This is a genomic window from Desulfoferula mesophila, assembly GCF_037076455.1.
In the GTDB taxonomy this organism is placed as follows: Bacteria; Desulfobacterota; Desulfarculia; order Desulfarculales; family Desulfarculaceae; genus Desulfoferula; species Desulfoferula mesophila.
The window spans coordinates 4,461,236-4,479,191 of sequence record NZ_AP028679.1; the positions used below are offsets into that span (position 1 = coordinate 4,461,236).

The following is a 17,956-nucleotide window of genomic DNA, read 5'->3' on the forward strand; positions in this document are numbered from 1 at the left end:
GCAATCATGAAGCTTACCGGGGTCATAGGCCAGCGCCGGGCGCTGTCCCAACTGCAAGGCGAGCTGGAGGCCCAGCGCCTGGCCCACGCCTACATGTTCGTGGGGCCCGGCGGCGTGGGCCGTGCCACCACCGCCCAGGCCCTGTTCGCGGCCATGAACTGCGCCGAGCCCACCCCGGAGGGGCCCTGCGGCCATTGCGGGCCCTGCCACCGCCTGGCCGCCGGAACCCACGAGGACTTTTTGGTGGTGGCCCCGCCCAGCCAGGCCCGCTCCAGCCAGATCAAGGTGGAGGCGGTGCGCGAGGCCATCCGGGCCACCGGGTTCGCCCCCTTTGGCGGGGGCAAACGCCTGATCCTGATCAAGCAGGCCGGGCACCTCAACCCGGCCAGCGCCAACGCGCTGCTCAAGACCCTGGAGGAGCCGCCGCCAAACAACATCCTGGTGCTCACGGTGAGCGACGCCAAGGAGCTGTTGCCCACCCTGGTCAGCCGCTGCCGCAAGGTGAACTTCCTGCCGCTCACGGCCGAGGAGATCGCCGCCGAGCTGGTGCGCCGGGGCCAGGACGAGACCGACGCCCGGCTGAAATCGGGCCTGGCCGGGGGCAGCCTGGGGCGGGCCCTGGAGATGGATACCGAGGCCCTGCGCCGAGACCTGGCGCGGCTCATCGACCAGCTGGGCGCCGGGGGCCAGGCCCTGGAGGACTGGGGCTTTGCCGAGGAGCTGGTGGGGGCCCACCGGGGCAGCGGGGGCATCGACCGCGAGGGCATCAGCCAGGCTTTGGACCTGCTGGCCCTGTATTTTCGCGACGCGGCGGTGAGCGCCGCCGGGCGGGACGGCCTGACCTGGCTGCCCGGCCGCCCCGCGTCTTTGGATATTGAGAGCGCTTGCCGGGCCTTTGCCCGGGTGCGGCGCGCCCAGGGACAAATCCTGGGCAACGCGGCCCCGGAGCTGGCCCTGGTGGTGCTCTTGGCCGGGCTAAAGGAGGCCCCAACGCATGCCTAAGGTAGTGGGAGTCCGCTTTTCCCGCGGCAGCAAGATATATGACTTCGACGCCGGCCTGTTCGTGCTCAAGCCAGGCGATTTCGTCATCGTGGACACCGAAAACGGCCAAGCCCTGGGCGAGGTGACCCGGGGGCCGCGGCCGGCTCCCGAGCCCCAGTCGACCGAGGACGGCGAGGCGCCACAGCTCAAGCAGGTGTTTCGCCTGGCCACCCCGGAAGACCTGGAGCATCAGGCCCAGAACACGGAGATGGAAAAGGAAGCCTACCGCTTTTGCCAGGAGCGCATCGCCGCGCGCAAGCTGGACATGAACTTGGTCAAGGTGGAGTGCCTTTTCGACCGCTCCAAGATGATCTTTTTCTTCACCGCCGAGGGACGCCTGGACTTCCGCGAGCTGGTGCGCGACATGGTGGGACGCCTGCGCACCAGGGTGGAGATGCGCCAGATCGGAGTGCGCCACGAGGCCAAGCTCCTGGGCGGACTGGGCTCCTGCGGCCGGGAGATCTGCTGCGCCACCTTCCTCAAGGACTTCGAGCCGGTGAGCGTGAAGATGGCCAAGGAGCAGAACCTCTCGCTGAACCCCACCAAGATCAGCGGGCTCTGCGGCCGCCTGATGTGTTGCCTCACCTACGAGTTCGAGACCTACCGCTCGCTCAAGAAGGACCTGCCCAAGCTGGGCAAGCGCCTGGTTCTGGCCGACGGCCGCGAAGCCAAGGTGATCCGCCAGAACGTCCTGGAAAAACGGGTCACCCTCTATGTCCCCGGCGAGGGCGAGGTGACCGTGGACCCCGAGGAGCTGGCCCAGATGTTGACCGAGCCCGAGGGTCAGGGCGCCGCTGTGGCCAAGCAAAACGGTAACAACCAAGGCAAGCCGGAGGCTTCCGGCCCCAAGAAAAACGATTCGCCGCAAAAAGACAACCCCGAGGCCAAGGGCGGCAAACCCGCCTCTTCCCGCCGGCGGCGACCGCGCCGCCGGGGTAAAAAGGGACCCGAAAAGTCATGAGCCAACCGTTTTACATAACCACCCCCATTTACTACGTGAACGCGGAGCCCCACCTGGGCCACGCCTACACCACCATCGTGGCCGACGTGGCCTCGCGCTTTCACCGCCTGGCCGGGGACGAGGTGCGCTTCCAGACCGGCACCGACGAGCACGGCGACAAGATCGCCCAGGCCGCCGCCAAGCAGGGGGTGACCCCGCAGCAGTACGCCGACCAGATCAGCGGCAAGTTCCGCCATCTGTGGCCCGAGCTGCACATATCCAACGACAAGTTCATCCGCACCACCGACCCGGACCACAAGAAGGTGGTCACCAGCATCCTGCAAAAGGTCTACGACGCGGGCGACATCTACTTCGCCAAGTACGGCGGTCATTACTGCGTGGGTTGCGAGCGCTTTCTCACCGAGCACGAGCTGGTGGACGGCAAATGCCCGGACCACGGCACGGTGCCGGTGTATCAGGAAGAGGAAAACTACTTCTTCCGCATGAGCAACTACACCGAGCAGCTCAAGGCCCACATCGAGGCCAACCCGGATTTCATAAGGCCCGAGCGCTACAAGAACGAAGTGCTCTCCATGCTGGAGCAGGGGCTGGAGGATCTGTGCATCAGCCGCCCCAAGAGCCGCCTAACCTGGGGCATCGACCTGCCCTTTGACCCCGAATACGTCACCTACGTGTGGTTCGACGCGCTCATCAACTACCTCACCGGCCTGGGCTGGCCCGAGGGCGACAACCTGGCCAAGTTCTGGCCCGGGGCCCAGCACCTCATCGCCAAGGACATCCTCAAACCCCACGCCATCTTCTGGCCCACCATGCTCATGGCTCTGGCCCGGGCCGAGGGGCGCCCGGCCCAGGACTACCTGTACCAGCACCTGAACGTGCACGGCTATTGGAACGTGGAACAGGCCAAGATGTCCAAGAGCCTGGGCAACGTGGTGCGCCCCCTGGAGCTGGCCGAGATCTACGGGGTGGAGGCCTTCCGCTATTTCCTGCTGCGCGACATGTCCTTCGGCCTGGACTCCAGCTTCAGCGAGCAGGCCCTGGTGGAGCGCTACAATTCCGATTTGGCCAACGACCTGGGCAACCTGTTCTCCCGCGTGCTGAACATGCTGCACAAGTACCGCGAGGGGGTGGTGCCCCGGCCCGGCCCCGAGCAGCCCGAGGACGCCGAGCTGGCCAAGCTGGGCGAGGCGGTGCTCGATGAATATTGGCGGGAAAACCAGCGCTTCGCCTTCCACAAGGCCCTGGCCTCCGTGTGGAGCCTCATCGGCGCGGCCAACAAATACGTGGTGGTCAGCGAGCCCTGGGCCCTGGCCAAGGACCCGGAGCTGGCCCCCCGCCTGGACCGGGTGCTGCACGATTTGTGTCAGCTGTTGGCCAAAGTGGCGGTGATGATCCGCCCGGTGATGCCGCTGACCGCCGAGAAGATGGCCGGTGTGTTGGGCCTGGGCCGGGTGGAGGCGGGCATGCTGCTCAGCATGCGCCAGGAGGGCGACCTGCTCACCCCGGGCACCCAGACCCACCAGCCGCCCGCCCTGTTCCCGCGCATCGATACCAAGAAGGTGCAGGCCAAGGCGGCCAAGGCCGAGCAAAAGGCCGAGACCAAGCCCGAGCCGCCCAAGCCCGCCGAGGAGACCGAGCAGATAAGCATCGAGCAGTTCGGCCAGGTGAAGCTCAAGGTGGCCACGGTGCTCATGGCCGAGCGCATCCCCAAGGCGGACAAGATTCTCAAGCTGACCCTGGACGCGGGCGAGGAGGAGCCCCGCACCGTGGTGGCCGGGGTGGCCCAGCACTACGCCCCCGAGGAACTGGTAGGATTGCAGGTGGTGATCGTGGCCAACCTCAAGCCGGCCAAGCTCAGGGGCATCACCAGCCAGGGCATGGTCCTGGCCGCGGTGGGGACGGACGGCCTGTGCGTGGTTTCGCCCCGCAAGCCCACCCCGCCGGGCAGCCCGGTGCGCTAGCCAATGGATCGAAGGAGAACTCATGCGCGCCTGTAAAAAACTTGCCGCCTGCCTGCTGATGCTAACGGCCCTGCTGGGCCTGGCCGGCGCGGCAGGCGCGGCCGGAGACACCGAAGGCGAACGGGCCCGGGAAACGGCCCTGCGCTGGCTGGAGCTTTTGGACCGGGGCGATTACGACTCCGCCTATTATGATGCCGCCCCCTTGCTGCAACGGGCCCTCACCCTGGAAAAGTGGCGGCAGACCATGAGCGCGCTGGCCGCCAAGACAGGCCCGGCCCAGGAGCACCAATTCCTGCACGGCCGCCCGGCCCAGGATTTGCCCGGCGCGCCCAAGGGCCAGTACTACCTCTTGGTCTATAAGCCCCGCTTCGCCAAACAACCCGATCTTCTGGAGCAGGTGGCGCTCATCAAGAAGTCGGGCGGCCAATGGCGGGTGGCGGGCTATTACCTGAAGTAGGGCGCGGCGGCGTAGGCGGGCGCGGGGGGCTCAGGCCCGCAGAAAGCTCCAGGCCTCTTCCAGCTGCGCCACGTCGAAGTAGCGCTCGGTTATGCCGTGCGCGGCGTTGGCCATGATCAGGTTGTCCAGGCTCACCAGGCTGCGGGCGAAATCGCTGTCGCCCACCACCGCGATGCGCCGCAGGCTCTCGCGGTGGGCCAGGGTGCGGCGGCAATCCTCGATATAATTCTCCACCGGAACCCGGCGCAGGTTCAGGCCGTCCAGCTTCACCAGCATGTCTAGCTGACCGCCCACCCGGTCGATCCACTCCTCCAGAAGCTTCTCGAAGGCCAGGACGTCTTTCTTGGAATAGGCCTGCAAGAGCCTTACGGCCAGGACGCGACCCCCGCTTTCCGGCATGACCTCGAACATCGGCTACCTCCCCGCCAGCGGCTTGCTGGAACCCTGAGAACAAATTCTAGCCTGAAACCGTTCCGGAGAACAGGATCGCCTCCGAAACTTAACCCGGCGACGGCCAAAAAAAGCCCCCGGCCCTGGGGGCCGGGGGCGTATCGGCCGGCGTGGGCGCCGGGCTACATGATGCCGGCGATGGACTGGGCGATGCCCTGGCGCAGGGCCGGGTAGGCCTCGGGCCACTCCAGGTTGGTCTGGCGGGCGGTGGAGATGATGCGGGTCTGATACTTCTTCATGCCGGCCGTGCTGGAGGACTGCTGGCTGACCGTGGTCTGGCCGGTGCCCTGCTGCAGGTTGCTGTTGAAGTTTTGGGAGATGGCCGCCCCGCTACGCTCGGAGATCTGCAAATCGGTGATCACCGCGTAGGTGTTCACCTTGACCATGGCCCCGGTGATCAGCTCGGCCGCGCCGCCGGCCACCGCGCCGATGGCCGCGCCCGCGGCGGCGTTGCTGCTGCCGGCGATCACCGCCCCGGCGGCCGCGCCCGCTATGGGCCCGCCAAAGCCGGCCAGCTCCGATTTTTCCAGGGCCGATTGGTCGTTGAGCCCCACGGAGAGGATGTTGGCCTGCAGCCAGTAATGGGCCTGGTTGGGGTCGTCCACTACCCGGAAGCCCTTGGCCTGCACCGCGGCCACCACGTCGGCTTGCATGTCAAACTGCTTGTCGGTGGTGTTGCGCACCTGGATATACACGGTACGCTGGGCCGGGGGCACCGGGTCCAGGAAGATGGAGGCGCTCATCTTGTTTTCCACCTTCAGATCGGCATAGCGAATGCCGGTGTAGGTGGCGGCACAGCCCGCCAAAAGGGCCACGATTCCCAGGCAGACGGCCATGGTCGCCAGGCGTCGCGATTTATTCAACATCTTCATTCCTCCAAAAGATTGGACGGCGCGGGAAAAACTCTCCCTTGCCTCCGCGGCGGACCTCGCTTGCCGTTAAATCCAGGGTCAGGGCCCCAGGCTTTTTGAGTGGCCCTAATTATGGCTCACGCTGGCCCTAATGAAAAGGGGCTAGGCCACGGACTTTTTATTTTGGGCTAGCGCTCATAATAATTCTTGACACGGGCCGGGCTCCGCCTTAGATTATGGGCACAGGCTCATAACTCACAGGAGGAACCCATGCCCCGCCCCCGCCGCTGCCGCCGCATATACGCCGATCCCCCGGCCCGCCGTTTCGGCCCTTACGACCGGCCGCCCGCCGGGCAGGTGGTGTTGCCCCTGGAGGGCCTGGAGGCCCTTCGCCTGGCCGAGGTGGAGGGTCTGGACCAGGAGGCGGCGGCCGAGCTCATGGGAGTCAGCCGCCAGACCTTTGGGCGGGTTTTGGCCGCGGCCCGGTCCGAGGTGGCCCGCGCCCTGAACGGCGGCCTGGAACTGGTGGTGTCCGGCGGCGACTACGAGTTGGTGCCCGGCGATCCGGGCCGCGGCCGGGGACGCGGCATGGGCGGCCGGGGACGCGGCATGGGCCGAGGACGCGGTGGCGGCCGCCAAGGCGGCGGCCCCATCCCCCAATAAACCAAAAGCGATAAGGAGAAGAAATATGCCTGGATTCAATGGAAGAGGACCGAACGGACAAGGTTCCATGACCGGCGGCGGCAGAGGCCGTTGCGCCGGATACGCGGCTCCGGCCTGGGGCGCCCCCGTGGCCCAGGGCCAGGGACGGGGCATGGGCCCCTGCGGCGGCGGCCGGGCCCGAGGACGCGGCGGCCGGGGCATGGGCCAAGGCCAAGGCTACGCGGCGGGCTATCCGGCCGACTACGCCCCGGCGGCCATGGGGCCCAGCGTGCAGGACCTGCAAGCCGAGGCCCAGGAGCTGCGCCAACGCCTGGCCCAGGTGGAGGCCCGCCTGGCTCGCCGCGAAAGCGATTAGCAACCAGCAACCTCAGCGCAGAGGAAGGGAGGTGAAGAGCATGCCATTTAGAGACGGAACCGGACCTCGCGGCAACGGAAGCGGCACCGGCCGGGGCAAGGGCCCCTGCGGTGCCGGCAAGAACCGCAAAAACGGGCGCGGTCAAGGTCAAGCTCAGGGCCAAGGCCAGGGCGGGCGCGGCGGACGCGATCAAAGCGGACGCGGCGGCCGAGGCCGAGACCAGGGCGGCCGGGGCGCCTAGCGCGCCGGGAGCCGATCACGCCAAGGGGCTCGGCTTGAACCTCGAGCCCTGATTATCCCCCCGGGCCACCCCGTCAGGGACGGCCTGGGGGCGCTGTTTCAAGGGGGCTTCGGTTTCAGCTACCCGGCCCCGTAGCGCAAAAAACCACCGGCGAACGGGGTCGCCGTCCGCCGGTATTGCCGGCTGGCCCGTATCCGGGGCTTAGGCTCCGCCCAACTCCAGCAACCGCCTCCGATAGCCCGCCATTTTCACCCAATAGATGATCCAGCAAACCAGGGAGGCCAATATACACAGCACGCCCACGTAGGGTATCACCGAGCAGACGGCCAGGATGCAGGTGGCCAGGCCCACCCCAAAGGCGGCCCGTCCGGGGTCAGCCTCGCGCTTTTCCCTGAACTCGGCCTCCAGAGAGCTTCGCAGCGAGAACACCGTGTAGAAATGCCAGCCCAAACTAAAAATCGGAATCAGGTTGAGCCACACCAGGCCCGGCGCCATGGTGCGGTTGCGGGCGTCCACGAACCGCAATACCTGGCTCAGGGTCCTGAGGTAGAGGATCATGGGGAGACAAAACACCACCATCAATACTACGATTATCAGCAACTCTGGAATGCCAACCCCATGCATGCTTTTCCCCCACCCTTTTTGGTGACTTCTACCCAATTCGGCGCGGTATCCCCGCCCACGCCGCGCCGTACCAGCTTAACCCATCCGGGCTCCGCTTGGCCCGCAAAATTTGGCGAGCCGTCCCGCCGCCGCCACCCAGCCCCCAAAAAATGACCGGCGGACGGGGTTGCCGTCCGCCGGTCCCGGGTCCCTTGGAAGGGAGGGGCCGTGAAGCCCCTGGAGGGATCGTCATCGGCCGGCTGGCGCCGGCCTGGTGTGGTTTATTTGAATTGCACGCCGCTGCCGCGCAGGCGCCAGCGGTTTATGGATTTTTCCACGTAAGAAGCATCGGGGCCGGCCACGCCCTGGGGGCGGGGCTCGCCGTATTCCTCTTTGGGCTTCTTAGCAGCTTTGGCTTTCACCTTTTGCTCACTCATAATTACCCTCTCCCGCGCCGGAGCCGCCCCATGGGGACGCTCCCGGCGCCGTCAACACGGCCAAGGCCGCCGGAGATTGGGTCCTACAGCCCGTTCTCCTTGGCGTAAGCCTCGGCGAACTCCTCCATATCCTTCTCGGTGGCTCCGCCGTCGATCTGGAACCAGGAGTCGGAGTAGAGGATATTACCCAGGATGGCCAGGGCGCCCGCCACGTAGGTGCGGCCGATGCCGGGCTCCACGTCGCCGGGGTCGCTGATTTCGCCGTCCTGGACCTTGTGTACGATCTCCACCAGATTCTGGTGGTGACCCTGGGCGATCTGCATGATCAGCTTGTCCTCGTAGTCCACGATGGAGCTGTACATGCCCGCCCGCTCCAACATGATCATGTAGATCTGGTTGAGCGGCTCACGCCACGGGGTGCCGTTAGAGATGTTGGACAGGCCGTTGGTGCTCTTGGCGCCGGGGCAGATGTCCTGCAGCATCATCATGAACGTAAGGTCGTTCATGAGCTGCTCTTGCTGGATGTTCACCGGGGTGATGATGGGATCGACGAACAGCTTGTCGTTTTCGATGCCCAGCTCGTTGGCCGCGTAGCACAGCTCCACGCACAGGGCGGCGCGTTCGTTCTCGTCCCGGGGCAGTCCCTCCGGTCCCCAGAGCAGAGCCACCGCCTCGGCGTTGTACTTGGCCACTATGGGCCACATGACGGAGTAGCGCTCGGGACGGGCCATTACCGAGTTGACCAACGCGGTGCCCTTGTGCACCTCCAGGCCGGCCTCGATGGCTTCGATGTTGCTGGTGTCCAGGGCCAGAGGGATGTCGGGCACCACCTCCTGCACCGTCTGCACCACCCACTGCATCAGCTCGGGACCGCCCTTGCGTGCCGGGCCCAGGTTGATGTCGATGTAGTCCACCTTGGCGGCCTTCTCGGCCAAGGCGTAGCGCTGGATCGGCTCGGGATTGCGGTCCTTGAACGCCTGACCGATCTCTTTTTTGATAACGTTTAGGTTCTCGCCAATGGTCTTCATGTTAACCCTCTCTGCTCGGGGGAAGCCCGTCTATTTGCCAGGGCTCCATTCCTTGAGGAACTTGGTCAAGTGCGCTGCCTCGCGGGGGCCCACCTGGATGTTCCAACCGGGCAGCTCCTCCTCCACGTCACCGGCGATGGCCGCGGCGTAGCCGGGGATCACCAGGGATTTGTGATTGATCTTCTCTTCTATGCCGATCTTCTTGACGAACATGCCCACGTCGTCGCCGGAGAACTTGCCGGCCGCCCACGCGGTCATGACGCTGAGCCCCTCGGTGTCCTTGATCAACAGCCAGGAAGGCACCCGGGAAGACTCGATTTCGCCGCTGACGATGAAGTAGGTCAGCGAGAAGTTGGTGGTGATGAGCAGAGGACTGTCGGGGCTGGGGCCGCCGATCTCGTAGATGCCCTCGTTCTGGGTCATGGGGCGCTGCGGGTCGGTGTAGATGTTCAGGCGCTCCAGAAGCAGCGGGAACACCGCCTCGGCGGTCATGTCGTCCAGGACCACGATGCCCGCGTATTTGGCGATCAGCATGGCCGCGGCCGCCACTTGCTCGCCCATGTCGGTGCCCAGGGCGTCGGCGAAGCAGATGGTGGGGAAGCCCAGGGAGCGGTTCTGCTGCTGCAGGGCCGAGCGGCGGATGGCCACCTGATCCTGGAACAGGCCGGCGATGTCGCGGGCGCCGCTGTCGATCACCAGATCCTTGTGGCCGGCCTCGGTGAGCTCGTCGCTCAGGGCGATGGCCTCGTCGATGTCCGCCGCCTTGATGGCCAGGGGCAGCCCCAGCTCGCCGGCGATGGCGCTCATCTTGTCGGCGTTGGCGTTGGTGGCCGCGTAGACCAGGGGTTTCTTGTCCTTCATGGCCTTGGCCACCGGGGCCATGACCTCGGGGTCTTCGCAGGCCAACACCAGCGACAGGTCGCTGTTGTCCACCACCGCCTTGGCGGCGGCTTCGAACTTGGCGGCGTCGCCGCTGGCGCACTCCAGGAACACCAGCTCGGGGCGCAGGTTCAGGCCGACGCGCTCATACTGGAACTCGGCCCACTTCTTGGCCTTGTCCGCGATTCCCTCGTCGGTGTCCTTGATGCGCCCGGCGATCCCCGGAGGATTGAAAAAAGTTTTTTCGTGACGGAACAAGACGGTTTCGCCGCCGATCTTGACCGCGGTGTCTCCGCTGCCCACGGTGAGAGGCCGGATGGGGGGAGCGCTGGCCTCGGCCAGTTGCTCGCGCGCTTCATCGGACACGTAGGGGCAGGAGTCCAACTCCGCTTTGCCGGCCGCCAGGTTCATGGCAAAAGCCAAGCAAGTGGGCACCCCGCACTCACCACAGTTGGTTTTGGGCAGAAGTTTGAAAATCTGAATTCCGGTCAGGGCCATGGTCCACTCCTCTCCGAGGAACCCGCTTGTATCATGCAAGTTTCGTTTGGGGCCCCCGCGGGGGCCCCAAACGTGCTTGGTTTGTTTATTAGCCGGTGATGGGGTCCATGTTCATGGCGGGGTGCCCCACCTTTTGCAGGAACTCCAGCACGGTGGCCTCATCGATGCCCACGGTCTCGTCGGCGATCTTGTCGAACAGGTCCGGCACGCCCATCTCTTCGCCGCGGCGCTTGAGACCCTCGGCCAGCTCTTCCTTGAGGCTCTTGGGCATCCACACCATGCGCAGCAGGCCGCCGTCGCCGACGATGTACTTGCGCTGGATGACGTTGTACTTGGAGTGGCCCACGAAGCCCGGCGAGCTCTGGCCGCCGCCCATGACGCCCGCCAGGGTGGTGAACTTCATGCCGCAGGGGGTTTCCCCGGTGTAGTCGCGGTGAACGGTCATCACGCCGTTGCAGGTGGGCAGCACCGCGGCGATGCACTCGCAGCAACCGCAGGTGGTCATGGGCTCGTTGATCAGGCTGTAGAAGTTGTAGCTTTCCACCGCCCCGCGCGAGGCCTTGGACACGAAGTCGTTGACGCCCTTCCAGTTGCCCATGACCGGGTCAAGGCATTCGCCCTTCTCGATGGGCTGGTTGGGGCCGGTGGGGTTGATCTCGTAGGAAGCCTTGCAGTCGAACCAGTTGTAAGCGCCGCACAGGCCGGTACGCTCGGGGCTGACCACGCAGACGTGGGTGGGGGCGAAGGACTGGCACAGGGTGCAGGAGTAGTAGGTCTCCACGCCCTCGTCGGTCATGTTCTCCACGCGCTCGTCGCGAGACTTGTAGGCCGCGCGCGCCTTCTTGGTGAACTCCTCCACGTCCTTCTCTTCGGTGTAGATGGTCACCTCGACCTTGTCCAGGATGCTGCCGAAGTCCTTGTGGAACATGTCGTGCAGGATCTGGCCGAAGTGCTTCAGGGCGAAGCCCTTCTCCACCGCGGGCTTGCCCAGGCGCACCCAGGAGATGTCGCGCTGGCCGATGTGCATGACGCCCTGGGCGTAGTTGATCAGGTGGTGGATCTGGCGCTCCAGGATGGGCTCGAAGTCGGCCTGCATCTTGCGCCCGGCCACCTTCACGTAGATGCCCATGGGCATGCGGCCGCCCTTGTCGCCCAGGTCGGTGAGGTCCTTGCCGATGACGGTGATCTTGCCGTCTTCGATCTCGTCCATCTCCGCCATTTCCACCAGCTCGGTCATCTGGGTCTTGCCGCCACCGAACTCCACGAACAGGTCGTCCTTGCGGATGCGCTCACCTTCGAAGGCCGCGCCGTAGCTGAGCGGGATGTCCACCTTGGTGATGACGGTCTTCAGGCCGCGAACCTCCACCGACTTCTGCACCATCTCGTGGGGTCCCACGTTGGCCACCACGTGCTCGTAGGTGCACACGCCGGTGGGCAGGATCTCGGGAATGTCGGTGTCGGCGATGGTGGGGAAGCCCCAGTTCACGCAGCCGGCCGCGTTGGCGGCCCACTCGGCGTTAACCTCGCCCAACGCATTGACAAAGGCGAACACGCGGTCCTTGTTGTACTGCAGGATGCGGCGGTAGTCGCCGGGTTTCACGCCGCCGAAGGCCATGGCCGCACGGTTGGCGAAGCCCAGGGCGAAGACCGCGGCGCTGATGTCGGGACCGAAGGGCACCAGGCGGGTGTTCCACCCGACCTGCACGTCGGCCTCGATGAGCTGCTCGGTGAAGGTGGTGCCGTTTTGGTTGGCGGCCATGAACACGTAGAGGTTGCGCCGCTGATACTCCTCGGCGATCTCCTTGGCCAGGTCCTTGTTGGGAGCCGCGCCCACGATGGCCGCGAAGCCCGGAGCGGAACCGTCCACGAACTCCACGCCACGTTTACGCATGACCACGTCGTCGGCCGCGCCCAACCATACTTTGCTCTTGGACCAATCCACCTTGCCGTCGGCGCCCTTGACCACCTCGCACTCCTCGGAGTGCAGGTAGAAGTCGGGGTCGTCCACGTAGCGGATGGCTTCGGCGATTTCCTCGGCGAACAGGGCCGCCATGCCCGCATCGAGCAATGGGCCCAGGTAAGGCAGGTGAGTGGCCCGCTGCACGTGGGCAGGCAGCAACTCACGGGCGACTTCCAGGGGCCGCTTGGCGCTGGCCAAGTCGGTCACCGGGATGCCCAACAGGGAATAAATGATGGGAAGGAAGTAACCGGTGTTGGGGAACTCGAGCTTTTGCTCGGGTCCGTACTGCTCCACCGCGCGGTTGTACAGGCCCTCCACCTTGTTCACGATATTGTATGCGCCCTGGATGGCGGCAAACGCGACTAGTTTGGACATTTCTTATGGTCCCCTTTCTCCCTAGCGGGCCTACGCCGCGTCCAGCTTCTGCCGGTCGGCCATGTCCATAAGCACGCGCTCCTTCTTCTTGTCCAGGCCCAGAGCCGCGCGCTTTTTGTCGATATGGGCGATCATCTTCTTGGCGTGCTCGTAGGGATCCACTTCCAGGTCCCACATGCCGCCGTAGATGTCTTCCAACTCCTCGAACAGGTGCTTCTGGAGGCGCGGCGCGCCGGTGACCGGCAGGCCCACGCCGAAGATGGTGTACACGCCGCTGGCCACGAAGTAGTGACCGATGCTGATGGCCTTCTCGCTCATCCACTCGGGGGCGGAACCGGCCGCGGGCAGGTCGCTGATGTCCTTGCCCAGGCCGCCGGCCTTGACCACCTGGGTGGCGGCCATCAGGATGCGGCTGTTGTCCACGCAAGAGCCCATGTGCAGCACGGGCGGGATGCCCACCGTCTCGCAGACCTCGGCCAGGCCTGGACCGCAGTAGACCGCCGCCGACTCGGGGGTCAGCAGGCCGGCCTTGCCGCAAGCCATGGCGTTACAGCCGGTGGTCAGCACGATTACGTCGTTCTTCAGGAGCTCCTTGACGATGGTCAGGTGAGCCGAGTCGTGGCAGGTGCGGGCGTTGTTGCAGCCAACCACGCCACCGATGCCCCGGATGCGACCGTTGATGATGTTGTCGTTCAAGGGAACGTAGGAGCCGCGGAAGGTGCCGCCCAGGTGGTACTTGATGGCCTCCTGGCTGAAACCCACCACCATCTTTTCCTTGACGTTGGGAATCAGGGGCTCGGCGCGCCGGTTGGGGAAGTTGTCGATGGCTTCCTTGACGATCCGCTTGGCGTCTTCCAGGGCGTGGTGCTCGTCGAACTCGATGTGCACGGTATGCCCGGACTCCATCATGGCCCTGGGGTTGGTGGTGATGACCTTGGTGTGGTAGCAGTCGGCCACGTTGGCGATGTTTTCCATGATGCACTGTACGTCCACCACCATGGCGTCCACCGCACCGGTGACGATGGCCAGCTCCTGCTGCAGGTAGTTACCCGCGATGGGCAGGCCGTGGCGCACCAGGATCTCGTTGGCGGTGCAGCACATGCCGGCCAGGGTGATGCCGTGGGCGCCCTTGGTCTTGGCGTAGGCCAGCATCTCCGGATCCTGGGAGGCCACCACGATCATCTCGCTCAAGAGAGGCTCGTGGCCGTGCACGATGATGTTGACCTCGTCGGCCTTCAACACGCCCAGGTTGATCTCGCCCTGGATGGGGTAGGGGGTGCCGAACATGATGTCCTGCAGGTCGGTGGCGATCATGGAACCGGCCCAGCCATCGCCCAGGGCGGCGCGGGAGCACTGCTTGACGATGTTGTGGTAGTCCTGGTCCACGCCCATGTGGGTGCGGTGCATGATCTCCACGATCTCGCGGTCGATGCCCCGGGGCACCACGTCCAGCTCTTTCCACAGCTCGTAGCGGGCTTCGGGAGCGCGCTTGGCGTAGTAGATCTCGCCTTCCTGCTTGCCCCACTCGCCCAGGGCCTTGACGCCCACTTCCTCGGCGATCTTGTAGATGTCGCGCTCTTGCTCGACCTTTTCGCCGGCCTCGTTTTCCACCATCACGGTGGTGGGAACCTCGAAGTCCACGGCGACTTCCAGGAGCTTTTCCACATCCTGGATGCCGTAGTCTTCGGTTTCCTTGCGGGCGGCGGCCAGGAACACCTCGGCCACGCCGCGACCGTGGTCGCTGTGGGCGGCGGCGCCGGCGGCTACCATGCGGGCGAAGTTACGGGCGGCAATGGTTTCGGGAGTGGCGCCGCACAGGCCCTTGCGGGTGTCGACGCCCTCGATGCCCTTTTTGGGCAAAGGCAGGCGGCAGGGACCCTGGGAGCAGGTTTTGCAGCAGGTTCCTTGCTCGCCGATGTTGCAGGGTTTCATAGTTAGGGCCCGGTCGAAAATCGTTTCGACGTTATCGGCCTGGGCCTTGGCCAGCATTTGAATGGTGGCCTGGTCGACGCTGGATTCCTTGGGATTGGCCTTCTTTTCCTTCTTGGACGCGGCCGTCACCTTGATCTCGTCTGCCGACATCAGAGGTTCCTCCTCTTCTTTAAATTGGGGGTTGGCGGTTCCCCTCTCCTATAAACTTCGTTGACTGGTCTACGCTCCAAACTTGCAAGTCCGGGGCGTGTTAAATCTTTTATTCCCTTTGCCCCCCTCGGGGCCTTGCCTCTCCGGTTTTTTTGGCCTTTTTGGGGCTCAACCGGAAGGGGCGCCTCGCCTCCTCCTATATACGGGGGCCGGCCCGCCACCCCGGAGGGGGCGGGCCAGGTCCCTTTATTTGCGCATCACGCCGTCGCCGCGCAGGCGCCAGCGGCTGAGGGACTTGAGAACGAACACCGCGTCCGGTCCGGCCACCCCCGCCGGACGGGGCTCGCCGTATTCCACGCCTTCTTCGCCCTCTGGGGCCTCGTGCTCCTCGCGAAGATGGGCCATGCGCTCTTCGCGCCGCTTGGCCCTGAGAGCGTCCAGCTCGGCCCGCTCCTTGTCCTTTTCGGCCTGGCGGGCGGCTTCGGCGTCGGCCACGGCCTTCTTCTTGGCCTCCTCGGCGTCAGCGGCGGCCTTGGCGGCGGCCTCGGCATCGGCCTTCTTCTTGGCCTCGGCGTCAGCGGCGGCCTTGGCTTCGGCGGCGGCCTTGGCCTTGGCTTCGGCCTCGGGGTCTGCCGCGGGAGCGGCGGCGGCCGGAGCGGCCTCGGGCTCGGGAACCGCGGCCAGCTTGGGCGCGGCGGCAGCGGGCTTGGGCGCGGCGGCAGCGGGCTTGGGCGCGGCGGCGGCGGGCTTGGGCGCGGCCTTGGGCTTGGCGCCGGCCAGGGCGGCGGCCTTGGGACGGTCCACGGCGGCCTTTTCGGCGGCCGGGGCGCGATCAGCCATGATCGCGCTGATGAAGGCCTTGATCTGCTTGACCGTCTCGGGGTGACGGATGAGCAGCACGTCGCTGCCGGCCAGCAGGTAGCTGACCGCGGCGGCGGTTTCCATGTACACGCCGCGCTTCATGGCGTCGCCCAGCTCGGGGGCGTCCTCGTTGGTCTGGTTGGCTTCCTTGCACTTCCAGACCTCGTTGCCCACGTTGTTGATCATGGGCAGCACCAGCTTGTCGTCGTCCTGCACCAGGGCGGCGGCCCGGATGCGTTCCATCACCGAGTAGCTGTACTCCATGCCGTAGCCCAGCCCGCCGGTGGTGGGGTCGATGACCAGGCGGTCCAGGGAGACGCCCAGGTTGCCCAAGAGAATGTTGAGCTGCTTGGCCAGGTTCACGTCGATGGGGCTGGAGGAGATCAGTGACTGGTCATAGGCCAGGGCGGCCGCGCCGATCTGCTTGTGGTTGTCCTCGTCCACCGGGCCCAACAGCAGGTTTTTGCCCGCGTAGTCCTCGGCGATCTTCTTGAGCACCTCGGCGTCCTTGGCCGGGTTGGCGCTGCCCCAGACGATGACCGGCACGTCCACCGCGCCCAGCACCTTGCCCACCGCCTCGCTGGCGGCCTCGGGGGAGGCGTCCATGCCGTTGGGGTCGGTGGATTTCAGCTGCACCACGATGGCGTCGGCCCCGTACTCTTCCACGTTCTTTTTGGCCCAGGCCGCGGGATCGCCCAACACGCCCTCAAAGGGAGCCTTGGCCGCCTCGGGCCACTCGGTGGGCTCGAAGTCCCAAACCTCCATGGCGATGATGGGGCGAGACGGGGTCTTACCTTCCCAGGAGTGGAAGGGATAGGCGGTTTCGCCGCCCACCTTAAGGGCTTTGTCCCCTTTGCCCAGCGTTACTTGTTTGATTGCGCCGGCGTATTTAATAGTTGGAATTTCAAAGGCCACAGTAATTCCCTCCAACTGAACAAGGGGATGTTCACATCCCAAGTGTTAGGAATCAGTAAACTTAACCCAACGGGCGCCCTTCATGGCCCCCAGGGAAAACTGACGGAAAAGTTTCATTGTCACCACTGTCTTGCACAGCGCCTTGTGAGCAGTGGAACAATGCCCTGCTTAAAAAAATTGGCCGAGGCCAAACGGCATACTATGTGAAGCGCGTCCCACGCTACGCCAATAAAAAAAACGTGTCAAGAAAAAATGCATAACTGCCTGTAATCCCTGGCTAGACCACATGAACCGCCCCTCATGGGGCGATCGGTCTAGGCGTCGGATTCGGCCATGACTTTGTCAAAAACCTTAAAAGCCGCACTCTTAGCCGGGCTTTCCAGGGGAAGGGTGCTGGTGGGCAACCCTTTGAGATCGTATTCGGCCAACATGGGATCGTCGGGAATCACCCCGGCCAGTTCCAGACCCATCTCCTCGACGGTGGCCAACAACTCGGGGCTGGGCTCGCCGCGCACCATGGAAAGCACCAGGTAGGCCTTGCCCCGGAGCACCTTCATCTCCTGGGCCAGCTCGGTGACCCTCTGGGCGGCCTGCAGGGAGCGGCGGCTGGGGTCGCTGACCACCAGCAACAAGTCCACGTGCTGGGTGGTGACCCGGCTGATGTGCTCCATGCCCGCTTCGTTGTCCACCACCAGGTAGCCGTAGTTGTCGGCCAGGTTGTCCATGCACTCGGTGAGCAGGTGGTTGGCCGCGCAGTAGCAGCCCGCCCCCTCGGGACGGCCCATGGCGATGAGGTCGAAGCCCTCGGCCTCGGCCAGGCACTGGTTCACCCTCATCTCGATGAACAAGTTTTTGGTCATGCCCTCGCTTTGGCCCTTTTTCATGTCCTCGCGGGCCTGACCAAGGGTTCCGTCCAGGTCCAAACCAAGCACTTCGTTGAAATTGCTGTTGGAATCGGCATCAACCGCCAAGACGGGGGTCTTGTCGTGTTCCACAAGCCAGCGCACCATCATCCCGGCCACGGTGGTTTTCCCCACCCCGCCTTTGCCGGCCACGGCAATAACATAGGACAAGGCAATTACTCCCGAAATTAGCTATTAGTAATGAGTTGTGAAATTAAAAGCTATGCTAAACACCACAGACTGTCAAGGCATTTCACCTAACAGCCCGGCAACCTGTGAATATTTGTGGTTGCGCCCAGGGGGTGGTTGTCATTATGATAGGGTCTCAGCATAGAAAATCAGCAACTCGGCGAGTTGGGCGACCGAAAGGCGTCAGGGGGTGCGAAGCTGGGTCCGCTCACCCTCCTAACACTTTAACATTATTAAACTTATATGA

General features: G+C 64.9%; 17 protein-coding genes. 7 read left to right on the top strand and 10 right to left on the bottom strand.

Features of this window, described 5'->3' with window-relative positions:
• Positions 1-6 precede the first annotated feature (6 nt).
• Genes holB through AACH32_RS20750 form a run of 4 tightly spaced genes read left to right on the top strand, consistent with a single transcriptional unit; the run spans position 7 to position 4,420 of the window.
• Positions 7-1,002, top strand: a complete 996-nt coding sequence (gene holB, locus AACH32_RS20735) for a DNA polymerase III subunit delta' (protein ID WP_338603940.1) — start codon at positions 7-9, stop codon at positions 1,000-1,002.
• Complete coding sequence (locus AACH32_RS20740) at positions 995-2,002, top strand: PSP1 domain-containing protein (RefSeq protein WP_338603943.1); 1,008 nt, start codon at positions 995-997, stop codon at positions 2,000-2,002. Before holB ends, AACH32_RS20740 begins: the two co-directional genes overlap by 8 nt.
• Positions 1,999-3,963: a methionine--tRNA ligase gene (gene metG / locus AACH32_RS20745; protein ID WP_338603945.1), complete on the top strand. Its 1,965-nt coding sequence runs from the start codon at positions 1,999-2,001 to the stop codon at positions 3,961-3,963. Before AACH32_RS20740 ends, metG begins: the two co-directional genes overlap by 4 nt.
• Positions 3,964-3,985: 22 nt before the next feature.
• Positions 3,986-4,420 carry a DUF4019 domain-containing protein gene (locus AACH32_RS20750; protein ID WP_338603948.1) on the top strand — a complete coding sequence of 145 codons (435 nt, stop codon included), beginning with the start codon at positions 3,986-3,988 and terminating at the stop codon, positions 4,418-4,420.
• Between the two features lie 30 nt (positions 4,421-4,450).
• On the opposite strand, the gene AACH32_RS20755 is transcribed toward AACH32_RS20750, so the two are convergent.
• Together AACH32_RS20755 and AACH32_RS20760 are read right to left on the bottom strand one after the other, a co-directional pair.
• The gene (locus tag AACH32_RS20755) at positions 4,451-4,831 is read right to left on the bottom strand and encodes an STAS/SEC14 domain-containing protein (protein WP_338603951.1); all 381 of its coding nucleotides are present in this window, start codon (positions 4,829-4,831) and stop codon (positions 4,451-4,453) included.
• 161 nt (positions 4,832-4,992) lie between these two features.
• Positions 4,993-5,736: a complement resistance protein TraT gene (locus AACH32_RS20760; RefSeq protein WP_338603954.1), complete on the bottom strand. Its 744-nt coding sequence runs from the start codon at positions 5,734-5,736 to the stop codon at positions 4,993-4,995.
• Positions 5,737-5,991: 255 nt separating this feature from the next.
• Here AACH32_RS20760 and AACH32_RS20765 point away from each other — a divergent pair, with 255 nt between their 5' ends.
• The 3 genes from AACH32_RS20765 to AACH32_RS20775 all read left to right on the top strand — a co-directional run bounded on the left by AACH32_RS20765 (position 5,992) and on the right by AACH32_RS20775 (position 7,032).
• Complete coding sequence (locus AACH32_RS20765; RefSeq protein ID WP_338603957.1) at positions 5,992-6,384, top strand: DUF134 domain-containing protein; 393 nt, start codon at positions 5,992-5,994, stop codon at positions 6,382-6,384.
• Between the two features lie 25 nt (positions 6,385-6,409).
• The gene (locus AACH32_RS20770) at positions 6,410-6,739 is read left to right on the top strand and encodes a DUF5320 domain-containing protein (protein ID WP_338603959.1); all 330 of its coding nucleotides are present in this window, start codon (positions 6,410-6,412) and stop codon (positions 6,737-6,739) included.
• Positions 6,740-6,849: 110 nt separating this feature from the next.
• Positions 6,850-7,032 (top strand): hypothetical protein, encoded by a 183-nt coding sequence (locus AACH32_RS20775; protein WP_338603962.1) that lies wholly within the window; start codon positions 6,850-6,852, stop codon positions 7,030-7,032.
• Between the two features lie 149 nt (positions 7,033-7,181).
• Here AACH32_RS20775 and AACH32_RS20780 read toward each other — a convergent pair whose 3' ends face one another.
• The 8 genes from AACH32_RS20780 to AACH32_RS20815 form a co-directional block, all read right to left on the bottom strand.
• Complete coding sequence (locus tag AACH32_RS20780) at positions 7,182-7,604, bottom strand: hypothetical protein (RefSeq protein ID WP_338603964.1); 423 nt, start codon at positions 7,602-7,604, stop codon at positions 7,182-7,184.
• A 260-nt stretch (positions 7,605-7,864) separates the two neighbouring features.
• The gene (locus tag AACH32_RS20785) at positions 7,865-8,020 is read right to left on the bottom strand and encodes a hypothetical protein (RefSeq protein WP_338603967.1); all 156 of its coding nucleotides are present in this window, start codon (positions 8,018-8,020) and stop codon (positions 7,865-7,867) included.
• Positions 8,021-8,103: 83 nt separating this feature from the next.
• Positions 8,104-9,048, bottom strand: a complete 945-nt coding sequence (locus AACH32_RS20790) for a dihydropteroate synthase (protein ID WP_338603970.1) — start codon at positions 9,046-9,048, stop codon at positions 8,104-8,106.
• A 30-nt stretch (positions 9,049-9,078) separates the two neighbouring features.
• Complete coding sequence (gene acsC, locus AACH32_RS20795) at positions 9,079-10,425, bottom strand: acetyl-CoA decarbonylase/synthase complex subunit gamma (RefSeq protein WP_338603972.1); 1,347 nt, start codon at positions 10,423-10,425, stop codon at positions 9,079-9,081.
• An 88-nt stretch (positions 10,426-10,513) separates the two neighbouring features.
• Positions 10,514-12,760: an acetyl-CoA decarbonylase/synthase complex subunit alpha/beta gene (acsB, locus tag AACH32_RS20800; RefSeq protein WP_338603974.1), complete on the bottom strand. Its 2,247-nt coding sequence runs from the start codon at positions 12,758-12,760 to the stop codon at positions 10,514-10,516.
• Between the two features lie 30 nt (positions 12,761-12,790).
• Positions 12,791-14,842, bottom strand: a complete 2,052-nt coding sequence (gene cooS / locus AACH32_RS20805; protein WP_338603976.1) for an anaerobic carbon-monoxide dehydrogenase catalytic subunit — start codon at positions 14,840-14,842, stop codon at positions 12,791-12,793.
• Between the two features lie 246 nt (positions 14,843-15,088).
• Positions 15,089-16,618, bottom strand: coding sequence for an acetyl-CoA decarbonylase/synthase complex subunit delta (locus AACH32_RS20810; protein WP_338603978.1), 1,530 nt, complete (start codon positions 16,616-16,618; stop codon positions 15,089-15,091).
• 314 nt (positions 16,619-16,932) lie between these two features.
• Positions 16,933-17,691, bottom strand: a complete 759-nt coding sequence (locus AACH32_RS20815; RefSeq protein ID WP_338603981.1) for an AAA family ATPase — start codon at positions 17,689-17,691, stop codon at positions 16,933-16,935.
• Positions 17,692-17,956: the final 265 nt, after the last annotated feature.